Annotated in this window: 10 protein-coding genes and 1 pseudogene; 1 reads left to right on the top strand and 10 read right to left on the bottom strand. The window is 44.4% G+C overall.

What is annotated here, in order from left to right; translation table 11 throughout:
- Nucleotides 1–40 precede the first annotated feature (40 nt).
- A complete protein-coding gene (gene addA / locus DW025_RS11180) occupies nucleotides 41–3,883 on the bottom strand; it encodes a helicase-exonuclease AddAB subunit AddA (RefSeq protein ID WP_119999957.1) in 3,843 nt (1,280 codons plus the stop codon).
- A gap of 4 nt (nucleotides 3,884–3,887) precedes the next feature.
- Nucleotides 3,888–7,592, bottom strand: a complete 3,705-nt coding sequence (locus tag DW025_RS11185) for a PD-(D/E)XK nuclease family protein (RefSeq protein ID WP_119999959.1) — start codon at nucleotides 7,590–7,592, stop codon at nucleotides 3,888–3,890.
- Nucleotides 7,593–7,711: 119 nt separating this feature from the next.
- Here DW025_RS11185 and DW025_RS11190 point away from each other — a divergent pair, with 119 nt between their 5' ends.
- On the top strand, nucleotides 7,712–8,194 hold the full coding sequence (locus DW025_RS11190; RefSeq protein ID WP_055146811.1) for a hypothetical protein: 483 nt from the start codon (nucleotides 7,712–7,714) through the stop codon (nucleotides 8,192–8,194).
- 104 nt (nucleotides 8,195–8,298) lie between these two features.
- Here the strand turns inward: DW025_RS11190 and DW025_RS11195 are convergent, their stop codons facing one another.
- From DW025_RS11195 to DW025_RS11235, 8 genes and pseudogenes are all read right to left on the bottom strand, one after another.
- Entirely contained in the window at nucleotides 8,299–8,988 is a 690-nt protein-coding gene (locus DW025_RS11195) for a UDP-N-acetylglucosamine pyrophosphorylase (protein ID WP_118018422.1), read from the bottom strand.
- Nucleotides 8,989–9,063: 75 nt separating this feature from the next.
- Nucleotides 9,064–11,112 carry a DNA topoisomerase gene (locus tag DW025_RS11200; protein WP_119999961.1) on the bottom strand — a complete coding sequence of 683 codons (2,049 nt, stop codon included), beginning with the start codon at nucleotides 11,110–11,112 and terminating at the stop codon, nucleotides 9,064–9,066.
- 406 nt (nucleotides 11,113–11,518) lie between these two features.
- Nucleotides 11,519–13,627, bottom strand: coding sequence for a glutamine synthetase III family protein (locus tag DW025_RS11210; protein ID WP_117549155.1), 2,109 nt, complete (start codon nucleotides 13,625–13,627; stop codon nucleotides 11,519–11,521).
- Between the two features lie 166 nt (nucleotides 13,628–13,793).
- Nucleotides 13,794–14,513 carry a metallophosphoesterase gene (locus DW025_RS11215; protein ID WP_119999965.1) on the bottom strand — a complete coding sequence of 240 codons (720 nt, stop codon included), beginning with the start codon at nucleotides 14,511–14,513 and terminating at the stop codon, nucleotides 13,794–13,796.
- 626 nt (nucleotides 14,514–15,139) lie between these two features.
- Nucleotides 15,140–16,036 (bottom strand): DUF3137 domain-containing protein, encoded by an 897-nt coding sequence (locus DW025_RS11220; protein WP_133302887.1) that lies wholly within the window; start codon nucleotides 16,034–16,036, stop codon nucleotides 15,140–15,142.
- 176 nt (nucleotides 16,037–16,212) lie between these two features.
- Nucleotides 16,213–17,151 (bottom strand): DUF3137 domain-containing protein, encoded by a 939-nt coding sequence (locus DW025_RS11225; protein WP_119999969.1) that lies wholly within the window; start codon nucleotides 17,149–17,151, stop codon nucleotides 16,213–16,215.
- A gap of 69 nt (nucleotides 17,152–17,220) precedes the next feature.
- On the bottom strand, nucleotides 17,221–18,318 hold the full coding sequence (locus DW025_RS11230) for a hypothetical protein (RefSeq protein WP_119999970.1): 1,098 nt from the start codon (nucleotides 18,316–18,318) through the stop codon (nucleotides 17,221–17,223).
- A 108-nt stretch (nucleotides 18,319–18,426) separates the two neighbouring features.
- Nucleotides 18,427–18,675: pseudogene (locus DW025_RS11235) on the bottom strand (AAA family ATPase); the annotation flags it as partial.
- Nucleotides 18,676–18,696 lie beyond the last annotated feature (21 nt).

Here is an 18,696-nt window from a genome sequence, read left to right on the forward strand (position 1 = left end):
TTTGCATACCCGGTCTTATTATATCAATTCAGCGTACGGTTTACAAGTTTACCGTTGTATCAAGACTGAATGAATATATGACCTTCTCCTTAACCTTCATGCCGGTGAGCTGTTCAAGCACATCGGCGTATTTGTCGAGCTGGACATGGTATCTCTTAACCAGCTCCGACGCATCCTTCACGCTGTCTGTCTTGTAATCCAGAAGAACTATGCCGCCATCCTCCTCGAAGTAGGCATCTATGATTCCCTGTACAACTATCGTCTCGTCTCCGCAGTCCTTAAGTGAGCTCATTATTTCTCCGGGCTCCATCATCATGTAGAACTGTCTCTCACGGTACAGTCTGTCCGACTTGTCCGCAGCCGCCATGCGCTGTCCTATCTCACTGTGTATCATCTTATATATCTTCTTTGGTCTTATCCGCTCTCTGTACACCTCATCAAATAACCCAAGCTCAAACACTCTGTCGACATCCTTCTCCGCATCCGCAACAGTTTTCCCTGAGAAGTCTGCAAGCTCCATGATCTTGTGATAAATGTTTCCTATCTCATTTCCATGGACTATCCTCTCCTCACTCATGAATGCTGGGATTGGGACCTCACTTCTGGCACTGTACTCCCTGCTGGTTAGGATATCCGGTGTAATGGCATCCTCACCGTGCGCCTGAAGTCTTTTTATCTCGGTTATGGACATCTTGCTCTTAAGCCCCGAATGTCTGTAGCCATACCTGAATTCCAGTCCGTTCTTCACATGGTCATACAGTTCTTTGTCGAGCTTCGCTTCAGAGGCTTCCACTGTCATATTTTCTGCTTCATCCTGATCAGTCTCAGGAGACATAAAGCTGTAGGCCTCCACCTCGATGCTCTTCACATGATCGCACTCTCCCACATATCTGAGCGCGGTATATATCCAGGCGGCATAGCCATTTGCTTTCATGATAGATGCATAATTCATCCTGTCTCCGATTATATACATATCACAGGCTGCCTTGAATTTATCTGCATCCTTCACGCACCCGGTCATGTACAACTTTTCCTTTGCCCTGGTTAACGCCACATACAGGACTCTCATCTCCTCGGCATAGGTCTCCGCAACGATATTCTTACTCATTATCCGCTTGAAAAATGTCATTCTTCTGGCTCTTGTTCTGAGGTCGACCTGGTCGCACGCCAGATAATGATCCTGGTGGACAAGCACATTTGATCTGGTGTCCATCAGATTAAACTCCTTGCCGAGCCCAGACACAAATACAACAGGGAACTCCAGTCCCTTGCTCTTGTGCATGGTCATGACTCGGACGACGTCCTCATTCTCACTGACCACATCAGCCTCTGCAAAATCCAGATCATTTGTCTTGAGCTCATCAACATATCGGATGAAGTTGAACACGCCCTTGCTGTTCTCCTCGAAATCATCCGCCTTCTTGATGAGCATGTCGATATTCGCCTGGCGTCTTCTTCCCATCGGTCTGGCACCGACAAACCAGTAAAATCCGGTGGTGTCCAGCACGTATCTTATTATGTCGCTTATGGACATATAATTTTTATTCTTCTTGAGATAGTCAAGCATGTGAAGGAATTCCCACAGTCTGTCCACAGCGTGTTTTTTCTCGCCCACATGGGTGTCCATATAATCTATGACCTTGTCATAAAGTCTGGCGTTCCAGTCCGTGCCGTTCTTCTCGTATCTGCTGCGGTATTCACCCACTATAACCGCAAGCTCCTCCTCATCAAGGCCCACCAGTGGCGACCTTAAGACAGCAGCCAGGTCGTAATCCACGTAGCTGTTATCAACTATGGAGAGCATGCTGACCAGTGTCCGTATCTCAGCAGCATCAAAGTAGCCACTCTCACTCTCAATATACAGAGGTATGCCCTTCTCCTGAAATACCCTGTCAAATATGGTGGATGCTGTGGACACACTTCTAAGCAGTATGACGATATCCTTATATCTGACAGGTCTCCTGTCAGCACCACTTCCAACATACAGAGGTTCACTTCCGTCAACAATATCACATATCTTACCGGCGATATAATTCGCCTCAACCTCAGGATTGCCATACTCCTCAGATACATCCGCTTCTCTCATATTGTTGTCTATGAGTATGAACTCTGATACAGAGCCATGATCCACGTCATCCGGCTCCGTCATCCCTTCTCCGTCACTTATGGCAAATCTGGAATTGAGCTTTGCGCCCTCATCGTACTCTATGTCTCCTATCTCTCGCCTCATGAGCTGGGCAAATATTGAGTTCACCGTCTTTAACACATTTATCTCACTTCGGAAGTTTCTGGTCAGCAGTATGCTGTTGCCATCTATGTCCGGGTCCGCTATGTCAGCATCACCCAGCCTGCGGTAGCTGTCATACTTCTCTATGAACAGATCCGGTCTCGCCATTCTGAATCTGTATATGCTCTGCTTAACATCGCCGACCATGAATGTGTTGTGGATATCCTCACCGTGTCCCGACACACTTGCCAGAATGTATTCCTGCAGAAAGTTACTGTCCTGATACTCATCTATAAGTATCTCCCTGTAGCGCCTTGAGACTTCCTTTCCAATCTCTGAAGGGACAGCCCTGCCATCCTCTATTCCATCGCAAAGTATCCTGAACGCGAACTCCTCTATGTCGTGGAACTCGAACATATTCTTGTCCATCTTGACCTTCATGAGTTCATCCATGTAAAGCCCAGTGAGCTTCAAAAGTGATGATATCACTGGCTCAGTCATGGCTGCCTGCCTCATAATGTCATCCACATCCAGGACGACCGAAACTATGTCGTCTATGATCGACTTATACACATCCCGCCTTGATTTGACAAATTCCTTCTTCTCCGGGTCAGCTCCACCGCCCGGGTTCACAAATCTGTCAAATGCATAGCATATACTCCGGCCCTGGGCATCCTTCTCCATCTTGAGTCCCTCCGGTCTTAACGACGTTCTGTATATATCCCTGAGTTCAAACAGATCAACGTGCAGGTCGTCTTCCCCGCCACAGCTTCTGAGCATGTGTGTTATCAGCTCAGCATCCTTGTCCACACGGAGGCCGTACGCCTCAAGGCCATATGCCTCAGTTGCATATTTCTTGCACTCCCTGACCATATCATCCGCAGTTCTGAGCATCATGTACACCCTGTCCGCAAATGTTCTGACCATCGGAAGTTCCATGACAGCTCTTCTTTTCTCCCCCTCAGTGGATGATGTGTCCACGGCAAATTTCATGGCATCCGCCGCCTGCGCAAGCCATTTCTTCGGCTCCGGATAGCTGGATATAACCTTTATTATCCTCTCAACTATATCCGGCACGGCACTGTCGCTCTCATTTCTCGCAAATGTCCTTATCAGCCTGTCGAAACCGGGCACGACCGATTCATCCTCATAGCACATCTCCATGACCTGATCCATCACGTCGTGCTTTATGATCTTCATCTCCGTGTCGTCCGCTATGCCAAATGCACAGTCGAGCTCCACCCTCGCAAAGTATTCCTTCACTATCCTAAGACAAAAGCTGTCTATGGTGCAGATGTCAGCGTGGTTGATCAACGTCATCTGCTTTATAAGGTGCTCGTCATAGTCTCCCTGCGCCATCATCTCATCTATCTTTTTCTGCAGTGCCTGTCCTATCTTCTCCTTCATCTGGGCCGCTGCCGCATTTGTAAATGTAACCACAAGGAGCTCATCCACAGACACAGGCTCGCTACCCTCTATTCTGTCACCTTGCGAATTCCTTCCGGCCACCATCTCTATGATGCGCTCCACGAGAACCGCAGTCTTACCTGAGCCCGCCGCTGCAGACACAAGAAGATTGCCCTGTCTTGTGTCGATGACATGTGCCTGCTGGTCTGTCCACTTTATTCCATTGTCAGTCTTCATATCTTTTCCCATGCCATCATTCCTCACTTATCTCTATATCAAACTTTGCAGCTCTCTTCGCTATCTGTTCAGACAGTTCCCTCAGCTCCTCAAGATGCGCCCTCTCCTCCGCAAGCTTCTTGCCGGTGCTCTCGAGAGTATCCCTCATCTTCTGTGTTGCCTTATCGCCGCGGTCATCGACCTTCTTCTGTGCATCATCGTACTTTTTCTTGGCGCTGTCACATGCCTTAACAGCCTTCTCCATATCCCCCCTGACCTTCTTGTAGTCAGTCCTGATATTCTTTATATCCTCAGCTTTGCGGTTGTAATTTTCCGCCTCGACCCTATAGATCCTGGAGTATGAATTGCCTGAATACTTGCTGTCAAATGCACATATGCCCTTAAAATCGCAGTATTTGCACGCATTTGCCTTGCCCTCATTGACCGGATTTATCTCGATGCTTCCCTCGGCTATACTGCCGGCAAGCCTCTCTATGTTCCTGCGGTTCGCCTCCATGAGATCTGTTATAAGAGTCTCCTCAAGGCTCTGTCCGTTCTTGAGTGTCGCTGAGCTGTTGTCCATGACCTTCAGTGCCCTGTTATCTCCATTGTACAGGCCTGAATATCTGGACTCCTCAAGTATCTTCTTCTCGAAGGTGTCCACAAGCACTCCCCCGAACACCTCGTCATCGGCCGCAAATCCCATGCCGTCATCGGTGTATCTGATCTTATCTCCCATTGCCGTCACGTCACATGCCGGATTGTCAAAGGTATAATACAGAAGTCCACCCACATGTATACCACCAGATCTTCCAAGCTGTGCCATCCTGCGTTTTTCAAGCTCGCAGGCTATGGCGCCGTATGTCACGAGCTGCATCTGGAGTCCTCCGAGCACCTTGTCTATATCCAGCTTCTTATCAGATGACTTGTAATCTATGATCTTGAAATAAGCATCCCTGTCATCCGTAAATTCATCTATTCTGTCTATAACTCCCTTGAGGCTCATCGTGAGTCCATTTGGAAGATTGAATATATATCTGTCTATGTTGTCTGCATTTTCCGATGTGTTGAACCGCCGCTCAAAATTCTCCGGGTCCATCTCCCCACATCTGATAAATGTGCGGAGCGTCCTGGCTGTCCTCGACGCAACATCCGCCAGAAGCTTTTTCATGTATGCCGCTCTTGAAGAATCCTCAAAGTACGGCCCGGCTTCATCCTCCGCAGATTCATTTGCAAATTCCACCGCCTTCTGTTCCAACTCCGCCTCGTCCAGATGTACCCAGTCGTTGTCCCTGAACATCCTGACAAATGAGAATATCTTCTCCATGGTGCTGTGAAGTATATTACCAACATTTGCAGCGCCTATCCTGTATGTCTCCCTCTCTCTGAGCGAAAGTCCGTATGTCAGGAAATACTTGAACTGGCACTCAGCATACCGCTCAAGCTTGGACACACTCTCCACCAGATTCTCTCCATATATAAGGCGTACAGTATCTGGAGACAGATTTTTTGACGAGTTAACATAATTCTGCCCGAAGTTAATCGATCTGAGCTGTCTGCCATATCCCATCTTCGAAAGCAGTTTTCTGACAGCGTCCAGCGTCTCCCCGGCCTCAGCGTCATCAGAATGTCTGATGATGTATCTGAGCGCTCCCGCCGCAGTCTCCGGCATCTGACCGTCCACATCATACTCCTCCGTCCGTATATCCGGGAATATATTCTTTATCCTGTCTATCAGGTATGACGGCTTCATGGACTTGAGATCCTCTCCGATCTTTCGGCACAGCACATAGATCATATCCGACGCCTTGGTGAGCGTGGTGTATATATAGAACTGTTCTATGTACGCATTTGTCTTATCTGATGGAGCCAGCTCTATACCGTAGTCCTCAAGGCTCTGGCGGTCTGCACCGGAAAGTATCCTGCCCTTCTTGGCCGGTTTCGGAATTATGCCTTCGTTCACTCCCGCCATGAACAGCACCTTTATATGGTTGAGCCTTGATCTCGTCATATCGCCGACCACCACGCGGTCTATAGTCGGAGGCACTATACCGATCTCCATATCCGCTATGCCTGCATCCAGGATTCCCGCATATTCTTTTACGGTAAGCTTCTCATCGCCGATTATAGCCTCCATCTTCTCAAACAGGGCAACAACCTTGTCAAATATCCTTCCGTATGCATCTCCCTCATCCCATCTCTCCTGCTCATACAGCACTTTCTTATGAGCCTCAAGCTTACCGCACACATCAAGCTGCGCAAGGAAGCTGTAAAGAGATTCCGTATATGTTCTCACTGTGTTCTTGGAGCCAGGGCTTGCCGGCTTCCACACATCGATACATTTGTCCGGGAAAAGCTCCATGATCTGGGCTCTTATAGACTCCATGTCTGCCGCATAGTCAGGATTCCTGTCATCGGTTATCTCCTTCGTCCAGCTCCTGTAACCCCTGAGATTCCTGAGAAGCACATAGTTCTCCATCCTCTCAATGTCGTCCTGATCCACACCGGTCATTCCTGACTTTAACAGCCTGAACACGCTGTCAAATGAGAAGTTGTCCGTCATTACACCGAGGAAAGCCCTTATGGTGTCTGAGCACGGATCTCCCTTAAGAGATATATTTGCATCTATGAACACAGGGATATCGTATTCCTCCATCGCCTGACGGTAATACCTTGCCACATCCTGCAGATCACCCGCAACCACGGCTATATCCTTATAACGGTATCCCTTGTCCCTGACAAGCTCTCGTATTCTTCCCGCTATATACTCAGCCTCGTCTGCCGCCCTGTCCACAGCGACCACATGTATGTCTCCGTCATCGCCTGTGACTCTGCCATGGGGGTATCTGAACAGATTGGCCTCAAGTCCGGCAAGCTCCTTGCTTTTCTCGAATCTGTACGGTCTGCGATCCTGACACATAACGACATTATCCAGTATGTCCACCTGCTCATCACCCGCCATTCTCACAAGCGCCTGCACAGTCTCCTTGGTGAGTCTGAACAGCTCGTACTCCTTCGGCTTTGTGAAGCCTATCTGCGACGCATCTATCGTAAATACAAATATCATGCTCTCAACGCGTGTCATGAGCTTCCTGATAAGATCCATCTGTACCGGTGTAAATCCTGTGAATCCGTCAAGATACAGATGGCTGTGTGCCAGCATATCCGACCTGTCCACGCATTCAGCCAGCAATTCAATGAGCTGCTCCGCAACTATATAGCTGCCATCCCTGTTGTACTCCTCAAATCTCTTATATATAAGCCTGATGTCATGCATTTTTCTGTATACCAGACTGTCCTTATCCAGCTTGTCCATGACTGCGTCTATCGAATCCCTGTCAACCGCATACTGGAACAGCTCAGACATCATGGATTTCATCTCATCTATAAAGCCCATCTTGTTGATATAGCTTCCATACACAAGGAGCTCGTCCTGTGACTCCATAAGGATCTTCTTGATAAGCATGCTCTTGCCAAAGTCCTCCAGAACCCTTCCCGGATTCACTGACAGCTCATCGAATACTCGGTACGCAAGTCTGTTGAAGCCTATGGCATCTATGTTCATTGTTCCATGTCTCGGATGCATGGTCACTATATCCCTCTGCGCCTCCATGGAGAACTGCTCTGGAACCACGTACAAATAATTCAGGTCTCCGTGAGCCATCGACTCCTCTATCAGCTTCTTTATCACATATTCTGTTTTTCCTGAACCGGCGGGTCCCAGTACAAACTGTATTGCCATCTGTATTCTCCTTACACCTCAATATACTGTTATCTATGCTGTTTTTTCATCTGCTAATAATTTTCTCATAAAATCGCTCTCTTGTGAATAAAATATATAAAAAACAGGGAGAGCAAATAATGTCATCAACTAAACTTATCGTATTAAAATCAAAAGAACTCATATACACCGCCATACTGCTGGCACTTGTGATCGTATTTGTCATTATACTTATCACCATGTTCCGCGGCAAAGATTCGGATGACACCAGTGGTTCAGCCAGGAGCATCGCAACCTCAGCCCAGACTGATCCGTCTCCTAAGCTCGACGAGATACATTACACACCGGGGACATACTCATCTTCCCTTGTTCTGGGAGAAAACACTCTGTCCGTCATGGTCACTGTGGATGAGGACTACATCACAGATGTGTCATTCAAACAGGTGGATGAGACTGTGACCACCATGTACCCACTTCTTGAAACGGCACTCGAGGATATCAATACTCAGCTTCACTACATATCTTCCGTGGACGATATAACACCTTCCGGAGACAGCACATACACTACCAGACTTATCATAGATTCCATACGAAACGCCCTGAAGGATGCCGTGATCAACTAGCTGTCACGGTGCTTTCCGCCAAAACAAAAGGACATATGACCGTATATATTTTGCATTATATACTGTCATATGTCCTTTATTTATCTCACCGTTTTATCCGTTCGTTACTGCTTTGCAACTATGTTGTCCTTATCCTTGAAAATGCTGCCTCCAGGCACATATCCCCTGACTCTTGATACAGGATAGATGTTGCTGAATCTTCCTATAACTGTTCCAGGATTGAGGACGCTGTTGCAGCCAACCTCAACATTATCTCCGAGCATTGCGCCAAACTTCTTAAGTCCTGTTGCTATGTCAAAGTTCTGTCCATTCACCTTTCCCTTAACGTGAACCAGAGTCTTGTCCGACTTCACATTGGATGTGATGCTTCCAGCCCCCATATGTGACTTGAAACCGAGAACTGAATCTCCAACATAGTTGTAATGAGGGACCTGAACATTGTTGAATATGATGACATTCTTAAGCTCTGTGGAATTACCTATAACACAGTTCTCTCCAACCAGTACGCTTCCTCTGATGAATGCCCCCGGGCGGACCTCTGTGCCTGCACCTATGATGGTCGGTCCAAGGATGGTCGCTGTTCCATACACCTTACAGCTCTTATGGATCCACACATTCTCGTCCACCTCTTTGTATTCATCTTTATCCAGGCTCTTTCCAAGCTCAAGCACGAAATCCTTGATGAGTGGAAGTGCCTCCCATGGATAGGTAAGCTTCTCAAGAAGTGGCTTTGCCATGGTCTGATCCAGGCTGTAGAGCTCCTTTATTGTTACAACTGACTGTATATCTTCCATAATAATAGTCTCCTTTTCTATCACATACACATATAATACATACTATGTTATACACCTTTGTATACATATGTTCAATCACTGAGTATCTGCATTCTTCTCAGACCTTGAGCTTGTTCTGGCGGGAGCCTTGGCATCCTTCTTCTGGGCACCTCCGCCCTTGGCGTAGAACACCTTCGTTTTGTCGAATACACCGGTTATTCCATTCTGGTTCTGTATCTGCTTCACAAGGTTTGTGTATTTGGTGACAAATGTGGTCATCTTGTCCGTGTATTCCTGCTTGGATATCTGACCTTCAGCGACACCTTCAAGACCCTTCTCCCAACTCGCTGTCAGGTCTGCTCTCAACAGACCATTGATGGAATAATACACTATGTCGTATATTATCTCTCCAAGAAATGTTGGAGTCACTATCTGAGTCTTCTTGTTCAGTGATATATATTTGTTCTTCTCCAGCTTGGTGATGATCCCGTCTCTTGTGGCACTTGTTCCGATTCCGGCACCCTTGATCTGCTCTCTGAGTGCCTCATCCTCTATGAACTGTCCTGCATTCTCCATGGTCAGGATCAGTGATCCTGAGTTGTATCTCTTAGGCGGGGATGTCTCGCCCTCCTTTATGTCGATTCCCTGGACGCTCAGCTTGTCACCTTTCTTTATTTTCGCAAGCCTTGCTATGAATTCAGGGCTGTACTTCACATCATCCTTCTTCTTGGAAAAGCTGTTGGCAGCCACCTTGAGGTAACCATCGTTTATCAAATATTTGAAGTTGGCAAATAGCTTCTCTCCATTCTTGGAGAGTGTCATTGCAATCTTCTGGTACTCTGCAGCAGGGTAAAATATGCTGAGGAATCTCCTGCATATGATCTCATATACCTTGAGAGCTGTAGGTGCCAGACTTCTAAGTGCTCCAAAGCCCTGTCCGGTAGGTATGATGGCGTAGTGGTCGGTGATCTGCTTATCGTTCACATATTTCGTCTTTGCGATTCCCTTATATGTGCCGCTCTCCATGGCCCCCTGTGCAAATTCTGCCACAGGCTGGAAATTCTTAAGTCCCGATATGTTCCGTCCTATCTCCTTTGCCACGGCCGTTGACAGCACTCTGGCATCTGTTCTCGGATAGGTTACCAGCTTCTTCTCGTAGAGCTCCTGGACTATCTTGAGGGTATCGGACGGACTGATCTTGAAAAGTGATGAACAGTCATTCTGAAGCTCCGCCAGATTGTACAGCATCGGAGGCTGTTTCTTCTCTTTCTTGCGCTCCACAGCCTGGACCACAGCCTCGGGCTCCCCTGCCTTCAGCTCCGCCAGAAGCTGCTCCGCTGCGGGTCTCTCTTTAAATCCATTCTCCTTATACAGAAGAGGCGACTCGAAATACTTTGTGCCCTTCACTGCCTTCCATTCTGCATCAAATGTCTGTCCTTCCTCGCCCACATTTGCAACGAGTCTGTAGAACGGAGTCTTTACAAACTCCCTGATCTCACGCTCTCTCTTCACTATTATACCGAGGACACAGGTCATGACACGGCCCACGGCTATGACACATCTGTCCATGCCGAGATACCTCTGGACTACATTTGAAAACTTCAGCGACAGCGCCCTTGAAAAGTTGATACCCATAAGGTAGTCCTCCTGGGCCCTAAGGTACGCTGCGTCGCTGAGACTGTCGTACTCTGAGAGTGGCTCCGCCTCACGGATTCCCCTGAGGATCTCCTCCTCGGTCTGTGAATCGATCCACACACGGCGTTTCTCCTTGCCGGTTACGTGAGCCATGGAATCCACAAGCCTGTATATGTATTCTCCCTCTCGTCCTGAATCCGTTGCCACATAGATACAGCCTATGTCATCGCGGGTAAGCAATCCCGCAACGATATTGAACTGTTTCTTTGTGTCAGGAAGAACTTCATATTTGTATTCAGTTGGAATAAATGGAATAGTTGAAAGGCTCCACTTCTTAAGATTCGGATCGTAGACCTCCGGGTAGCTCATGGTGACCAGATGTCCGACACACCATGTGACAACCGCTGTATCCGACTCCAGGTAACCATTTCCCGCATTGCCCTTCACCCCCAGCACGTCGGCAAACTGCCTCGCCACGCTGGGCTTCTCTGCTATATATAAATTCTTCAAATTATGCTCCTATTCTTTCAGCATCCGCCACACACATGATCCTGTTTATGCCGTGGCCGGTGCAAAAATACATCACAACACATCTGTATATAATAGCAGAATTTGAAGTAAGGGGCAAGCTCTCGCATGTGCGCGCTTCTCTACACGCATTGCGCGTTATTCCAGAATTGCTCCGCACTTCGTGCTCCTGCAATTCTGCGCGGCATTCACACTCCGGCCTGTCGGTCTTCGTGTTCATGTCGCGTCATCCCGTCAAATGCGCTACATGCCGCGAGCAAGCTCCCGCATGTGCGCGCTTGACGGGATTTTAACGCGCAAAAGCACCCCACCTGCGACATACGCAGACAGGATGCCTCTAAGCTATTTTATATAGAATTTAGTAGGATTAGCAAACTCAATCTATGTTTTACTGCTCGAATAACAGCTGCTCGTATGTTGGGAATGGCCAAGCTGTCTTTGGAAGTTCCTTCTCAAGCTCATCAGCTGGCTTTCTCACTGTGTCAAATGCTGCAAATACTGTGTTGTGGAAGTACTTAGCCCAAGCCTCTGTATCTCCCTCGTAATCTGCTGCCTTTGCAACCAGCTCCTCAAGGGCTACTGTAGCGCTCTTGAGCTCTGTGAGCTTCTCTGAGATGGTGTTCAAAAGTGATACCTGAACTGTAGGATCAATTCCAAGAGCCTTGATCTCAGCTGCACCCTTTGCAAGCTCTGCCTGATATTCCATAACTGCAGGAATGATCTCCTCATTAGACATCTCTATCATAGTGAGTGCCTCGATGTTGATCTTCTTTGCATAGTTCTCAAGCATTACATCAGCTCTCGCCTCAAGCTCTGCCTTATCCATAACTCCAAGGTTCTCGAAGATCTTAACGCTCTTATCTGCTGCAAGATAAGGAACAGCATCAACCATGCACTTAATATTTGGAAGACCACGCTTTGCTGCCTCCTCAACCCACTCATCTGAGTAACCATTGCCATTGAAGATTATTCTCTGATGTGCTGTGAGTTCTCTTCTGATGAGTGCCTTGCAGGCTGTCTCGAAATCGTCAGCGCCCTCAAGTTCATCTGTCATCTTCTTGATCTGATCTGCAACTATTGTATTAAGTACCATCATTGGGAATGCGATGGACTGTGTTGAACCAACCATTCTGAACTCGAACTTGTTACCTGTGAATGCAAATGGTGATGTTCTGTTTCTATCTGTGGCATCCATTGTAAATGTAGGAAGTGTTGATGCACCTGATACATATGTCTTGCCCTTTGGGGACTCTGTAGCCTCACCCTTCTCGATGATCTGCTCAACGATCGACTGGAGCTGCTCTCCAAGGAATGCTGAGATGATTGCTGGAGGTGCCTCGTTAGCTCCAAGTCTGTGATCATTTCCTGCTGATGAAGCGGAAAGTCTCAGAAGCTCAGCGTTGTTATCTACTGCTGCCAGGACTGCTGCCAGGAAGAACTGGAACTGAAGATTTGTCTCAGGATGCTTGCCTGGATCGATGAGGTTCTCGCCCTCGTCTGTTGAGATCGACCAGTTGTTGTGCTTACCTGAACCATTTACACCGGCAAATGGCTTCTCATGGAGTACACACTCAAGGTCATGCTTTGCAGCGATCTTCTTCATGGTTGCCATAACCAGATGGTTCTGATCTGTGGCGATGTTGGTTGTTGAGAAGATTGGTGCAAGCTCATGCTGTGCAGGTGCAACCTCATTGTGCTGTGTCTTTGCAAGGATGCCGTATTTCCACAGCTCCTCGTTCAACTCTGTCATGTATGATGCGATCTTATCCTTGATCGCTGCGAAATACTGATCATCAAGCTCCTGTCCCTTTGGAGGCATTGCTCCGAAAAGTGTACGTCCGCAGAGCTTAAGATCTGTTCTCTTTGCAAATTTCTTCTTATCTATCAGGAAGTACTCCTGCTCAGGACCAACTGATGAAGTAACCTTCTTGGCTGTTGTGTTGCCGAACATTGCAAGAGCCTTAAGGGCTTCCTTGCTGATGGCATCCATTGACCGGAGAAGAGGTGTCTTGTAGTCAAGTGACTCTCCTGTATATGATGTGAATGCTGCCGGGATACAGAGGATACATGTTCCCTCATCTGTTGTCTTTACAAATGCTGGTGATGTACAATCCCATGCTGTATATCCTCTTGCAGCACATGTCTCACGAAGACCGCCTGAAGGGAATGATGAAGCATCCGGCTCTGACTTAATGAGCTCCTTGCCTGTGAACTGGAGGATAACACCGCCATCACCGACTGTGCTTACGAATGAGTCGTGCTTCTCTGCTGTTGTCTCTGTAAGTGGCTGGAACCAATGTGTATAATGTGTTGCACCAAGCTCCATTGCCCATTCCTTCATGGCTGCTGCAACTGAATCTGCGATTGATGTATCGAGAGGCTCGCCCTTGTCAATAGTCGCCTTGAGTGACTTGTAAACTGCTTTTGGAAGTCTCTCTCTCATGACCTGATCTGAGAATACGTGTGAGCCAAATACGGCTGAAATTTTGTTCATCATAATTACTACTCCTTTTCCTGATTAAAATGAATCCTTAACGTATCCTCAAAAAAAGAGAAAGGTGTCCTCCTTCTTGAGAACACCTTTGTCCATTTCGTATCATCTAATTGTTGACTATAAAATACTCTATATTCTTTCAAAAATCAACCCCTAATTAAAAAAAATTTCAAATATAAAAAATGCTGTCATCGTCCACACAGTAACACGCCAGCTTTCCGCCCCTGTATCTCTCACCATTTCCACAGTCGAGATCCATATAGTATGGCGTCTTGTAAACGTTGTAAGAATGGTCTTCATTAAGCCTGCTGGTGGTCACATGTCCACAGAACACATACCTGTCAAAAGCCTTCTTGTCCGCAAATGGAACATTGTGTATATCAGGTGAAATGAGAAATCTGTATTCATCTCTTTTCACAGCATTCTTTATGGACTCCGTGATATTGATCGACCTATCCACATTCCTTATATACGATCCGCAATGTATACCCGAATGTGTGACTACACAATTTCCATACTTCGGCGACTCGATCTCAATACAATGTGGCAGATGTGCAAGATACCCGTGCAGCTTCATCTGATCATCCACATTGAGCTTTTTGATGTATCTTACAGTTCCACCACCGCCGAATATGATCCACTGGCGCTCCGACATGCTTCCATCTATGTACATCTGGGCAAACAGCTCATGATTCCCCTTTATGAGCTGCATGGAACCATCCACAAGATAGTCAGACATAAACTCAAGAAGAGGGATTCCCTCATCGTTCCAGTCGAATATGTCTCCCATGACTATCATGCGGTCTTCTGTCTGATCGAAATTTATCTTATCCAGTATTTTTTTGAATGATTTGACATCGCCGTGGATGTCAGATATGAGATATAACATTTTCCCTTCCTTTGACAATCTTTCTATCGCTCAGTTTTATATATTTGCATTGGCTTTCTCATTGTGGCTGGCTTTTTCATTAATGCAGTGATAACAGACAAGTCACAATATTCAACCTTTGCTGAACAGCCATGTATACAATAAACATAATCGTTTCTGCACATACAATAGCAAATGTGAGATCATCTTTGGCTGTCACAAATTTTACACTCACAACATTTGCAAGTTCGATAAGAAATCAGAACAAAACTCCACTCCAACTTTTCTTTACAAGGTCAATTCACTTTACCATAACCACAAAAGCGAGTATCGTTATCACCACAGCATATATTTCGTCACTTCCCGAACCGAACGATCCCCAATGCCCTCCATCATCAAATCCACTGTCGGTATGTATTGATATACAAGAGCATACCAGTCTCTGACGGTGCAATCAGTCCGGGCTCAGCCAATATTGTATAGAGCAAAACAGCAGCCTCATGCCGCGCCTTCTTGCCAATAGTCATCAAAGATTTTTTCTCTGCACTCCTCATCATAAACCACATGATGGTATAGCATAGCGTAACTATGACGAATGATATTATTGCGGTTCTAGTTAGTTTTTGCTTTCGTCCATGTTTTTTATCCTATAAACTATCTATTACTATATCAATAACTGTCAAAATATCAGACAGCTCTTTTCTAAACTCCTGTCTGAATGATTCTACATCATTAATATCTTTAACTTGTCTTTTTTGTTCAAACAAATTCTTCTTATTATTACGGGCAATCACAGCCATATTTCCTGAAATCTGGATACTTGTATTTCTTCCCATTTTCTTTAGTCCTGAGATAAACTGGGGAGTTAATATAGAATATGCAATAGCCTCATCAGACGCATTAACATCAAATCCACCAATAAGTAAAGACTTTTTATCCCTATCTTCTTTTCTTGAACTACTTTTTTCTTCTATCTGTACAATTCCATTTACAGTCTTGTTTAAAGATACTGTTATAAATTGCCCCGAAAACTCCGTGATTGTAGTTCTCATATTATTCTCACCTGCAGTATAGTCCTGGTCTTCTGTTTTTAAAACGAGATTGCTGTACGTAAATTCTGTATTTCTATATATCCCATGAATATAATCTGACCCAGATACTCTATTATAAGCAGGAAGAAAACCGCAACTATTTAAAAATGATTCACTTACATATCTGCTCGGCATGTAGTCAATAACCTGCATTTGTTCCATAAGAATTCCCACTACAATATTATACCCTATAAACTCCCTAAGATCGTTCATCTTTTTGTTACACAACATAGCAAGTAAAAATCCAATCAGTATACACGCAACAGCAGTCACTCTAAGGACAGTAAGAATCTTTGTATCATATATGTTTAATACTGCACCCACAAAAGGAAGTACCAAGCCGACCATAGATAAATACATGGGGATTTTAATAATAGTAATATTCCGCTGTTTTGTTTTTATTGCTTCTAGCATATCTTCATCATTTTTATAAGTAATTGCTTGTTTATTCATATATCCTTGTATGATAATTAGGAAGTTAATTATCACACGTCTCCTTTTCTTTTAATGTTTACACAAAACTAAAAACGGTTTACCATAAAATTGGATTTGCCCATCGATGCCTATCCATGAATCTTAAAACTATCAACAAGATCAAGCCAATCTCACTAACATTCCAATCCTATAAATCAAAATAAGAAATAACACCCCTCAATCATATAATCAAGGATTCTTAATATATAAGATAAATCATCCCTGAACTTTTGCCTATGGTTTTCAATTTTATTTTCATCTTTGTTAATATCACCCAGTTCAAAAAAATTCTTACCATTATTCAATGCAATAACTATCATATTGTTAGAAAATTGGATGTTTACCTCCCCCTCCATTTTCATTATTGCATTAATAACCGCTGGGGTTAATATAGCGAATGCTAATTTATCATCTGACGCTACTACATCAAACCTACTATCAAATATTTCATTTCCAGTTCTTAACGTATTTTTTGAATCATTTCTACTAAGTGATTTGTTAAAATACCCTTTATTTTCTCCCCAATTTGACCTCATTTTTTCCTTAAGCACTACAAATCCTTGTATATTTTGCCGGATATTCATTGTAATAAGAGTCCCTTTAAACTCAGTCACAGTATCTAAAGAGTAATTTGAATCTGGATTAATATCTCTATACTCTGACAAAAGCTCAAGATCACAAAAAGTAAAATTAAGATTTCTATAAATACCATTTATATAATCTGAACCACTTATTACATTAAAATTTGGGAGTATACTACAGTCTTTTACAAAAGTTTCGTTTATATGTCCATTTGGTATATAATCTATTATCTGCACCCGCTCGGTTAATATCTCTTTTACAATATCGCACCCAATTAATTCTTTGAGTTCTTTATTTTTATTTTCTGCATACTTGCCTATCAAATATCCACATGGTAAACAGGCAACAGCAAAAAATCCTAATATATATGTATTTTCATAATCTGTTCTGTTAAATATTCTGAATCCCAAAGGAATGATCAAAACTCCCATATACACAATAACAGAAATAATTTTTAATTTTTTTATTTTTCTTTGTTTCGTTGCTATCTCTATTTTTATATTTCTCTCCATTTTCTACTGTTCCATTGTACGTATTTATACATATAAATCAACTTTCACTTAGAATTTTCAAATTCAACATTATCGGCTGCCATCTTCTACAAAAAACATTCTAAATCCCAATATCATAACCGGAACCACCTCGTTCATATGCAGCAAAAGTGTCACTGCCGGCTTGATAAATCCCAGTTCCGCCAATTTAGCATATATGATCAGAAATGCTTCTATCATATATATTCCAAGCACAAACGTTCCACGTCTGGCAGATACCTTCATAAGCTTTGCTGCAGACAGAATGACAGCAATTGACAAAATCACAAGCAATATGAACCACAATATACACAAACCAATTCCAGCCTGATGTTCAATTATCGTAATATTATATCTTGCTCCAAAAATCCTGTCTGGCATACTTCCAGCCTGATCCAGTGCATCCATAATCGAAGAACCTGAAATCTTATTCTTACTGGTAAATACATCATCACATCCGGCAAATATAAGTATAGCTCCACAAAGCAGTGATAACAGACAAGTCACAATATTCAACCTGTGCTGAACAGCCATGTATACAATAAACATAATCGTTTCTGCGCATACGATAGCAAATGTGAGATCATCTTTGGCCGTCACAAGTTTTACACTCACAACATTTGCAAGTTCGATAAGAAACCAGAACAAAACTCCACTCCAACTTTTCTTTACAAGGTCAATTCCCTTTACCATAACCACAAAAGCGAGTATCGTTATCACTACAGCATATATTTCGTCACTTCCCGAACCGAATAATCCCCAATGTCCTCCATCATCGAGTCCACTGTCGGTATGTATTGAAAACGTCACACTTGCCCAGCAGATAACGGCATACAGAAGCGTAAGCACAAACAATGCCGCCGCATCTCTAAATTTCTTTTTTTCTGTAAAAAGCGATCCACAATAACGCACTGCGCCATATGTCTTATCACATATCTTCTCAAGTGGCAAAACAAAAAGTATCGCCCCTACAAGAATACATATAAGAATGTTCCTTATCTGGCTGACTGCACCTCCGCCGCCTATGTATCCAGCCAAAAATGTATTCTCCGTTCTCGTCATTATTCCCCACATTGCCGCATAACATATAGCTGATATCACAAATGCCGGTATTGCCGTTTTTAGAATCTTCTGATCGTATTTTTTCATCTTTCTCCGCCTCCATATATCAGTTTTTCTACCTGTAAATCATCCTTTTTTAAAAGGTTTAAAAAGGCTTAATAAAGTTAAATAAGGTCACCGTATACACTGCGACCTTATAAGTTCCTGCCTTATCTCCTCATTTGGCACAAATGCAGAATTACTCTTCCTCTGATAAGCCAGATGGATTAGATAAGTAAGAACATCGTCTTTATTTGCAGTCCTTAACCCATCAAAATCCATATTTATAAGAGGTCCTATGGCACTGTATGATGCCGTTCCAGACCAGTAGCTCTGAAAATCACCCTCAAGCATTAGACTTACCAACGCATTTGGATTGTATACACCATCATTATAACCGCTATATTTGACAAATGAAACCTTCAA

Source organism: Coprococcus sp. AF38-1, assembly GCF_003603945.1.
Classification (GTDB): domain Bacteria; phylum Bacillota; class Clostridia; order Lachnospirales; family Lachnospiraceae; genus Coprococcus; species Coprococcus aceti.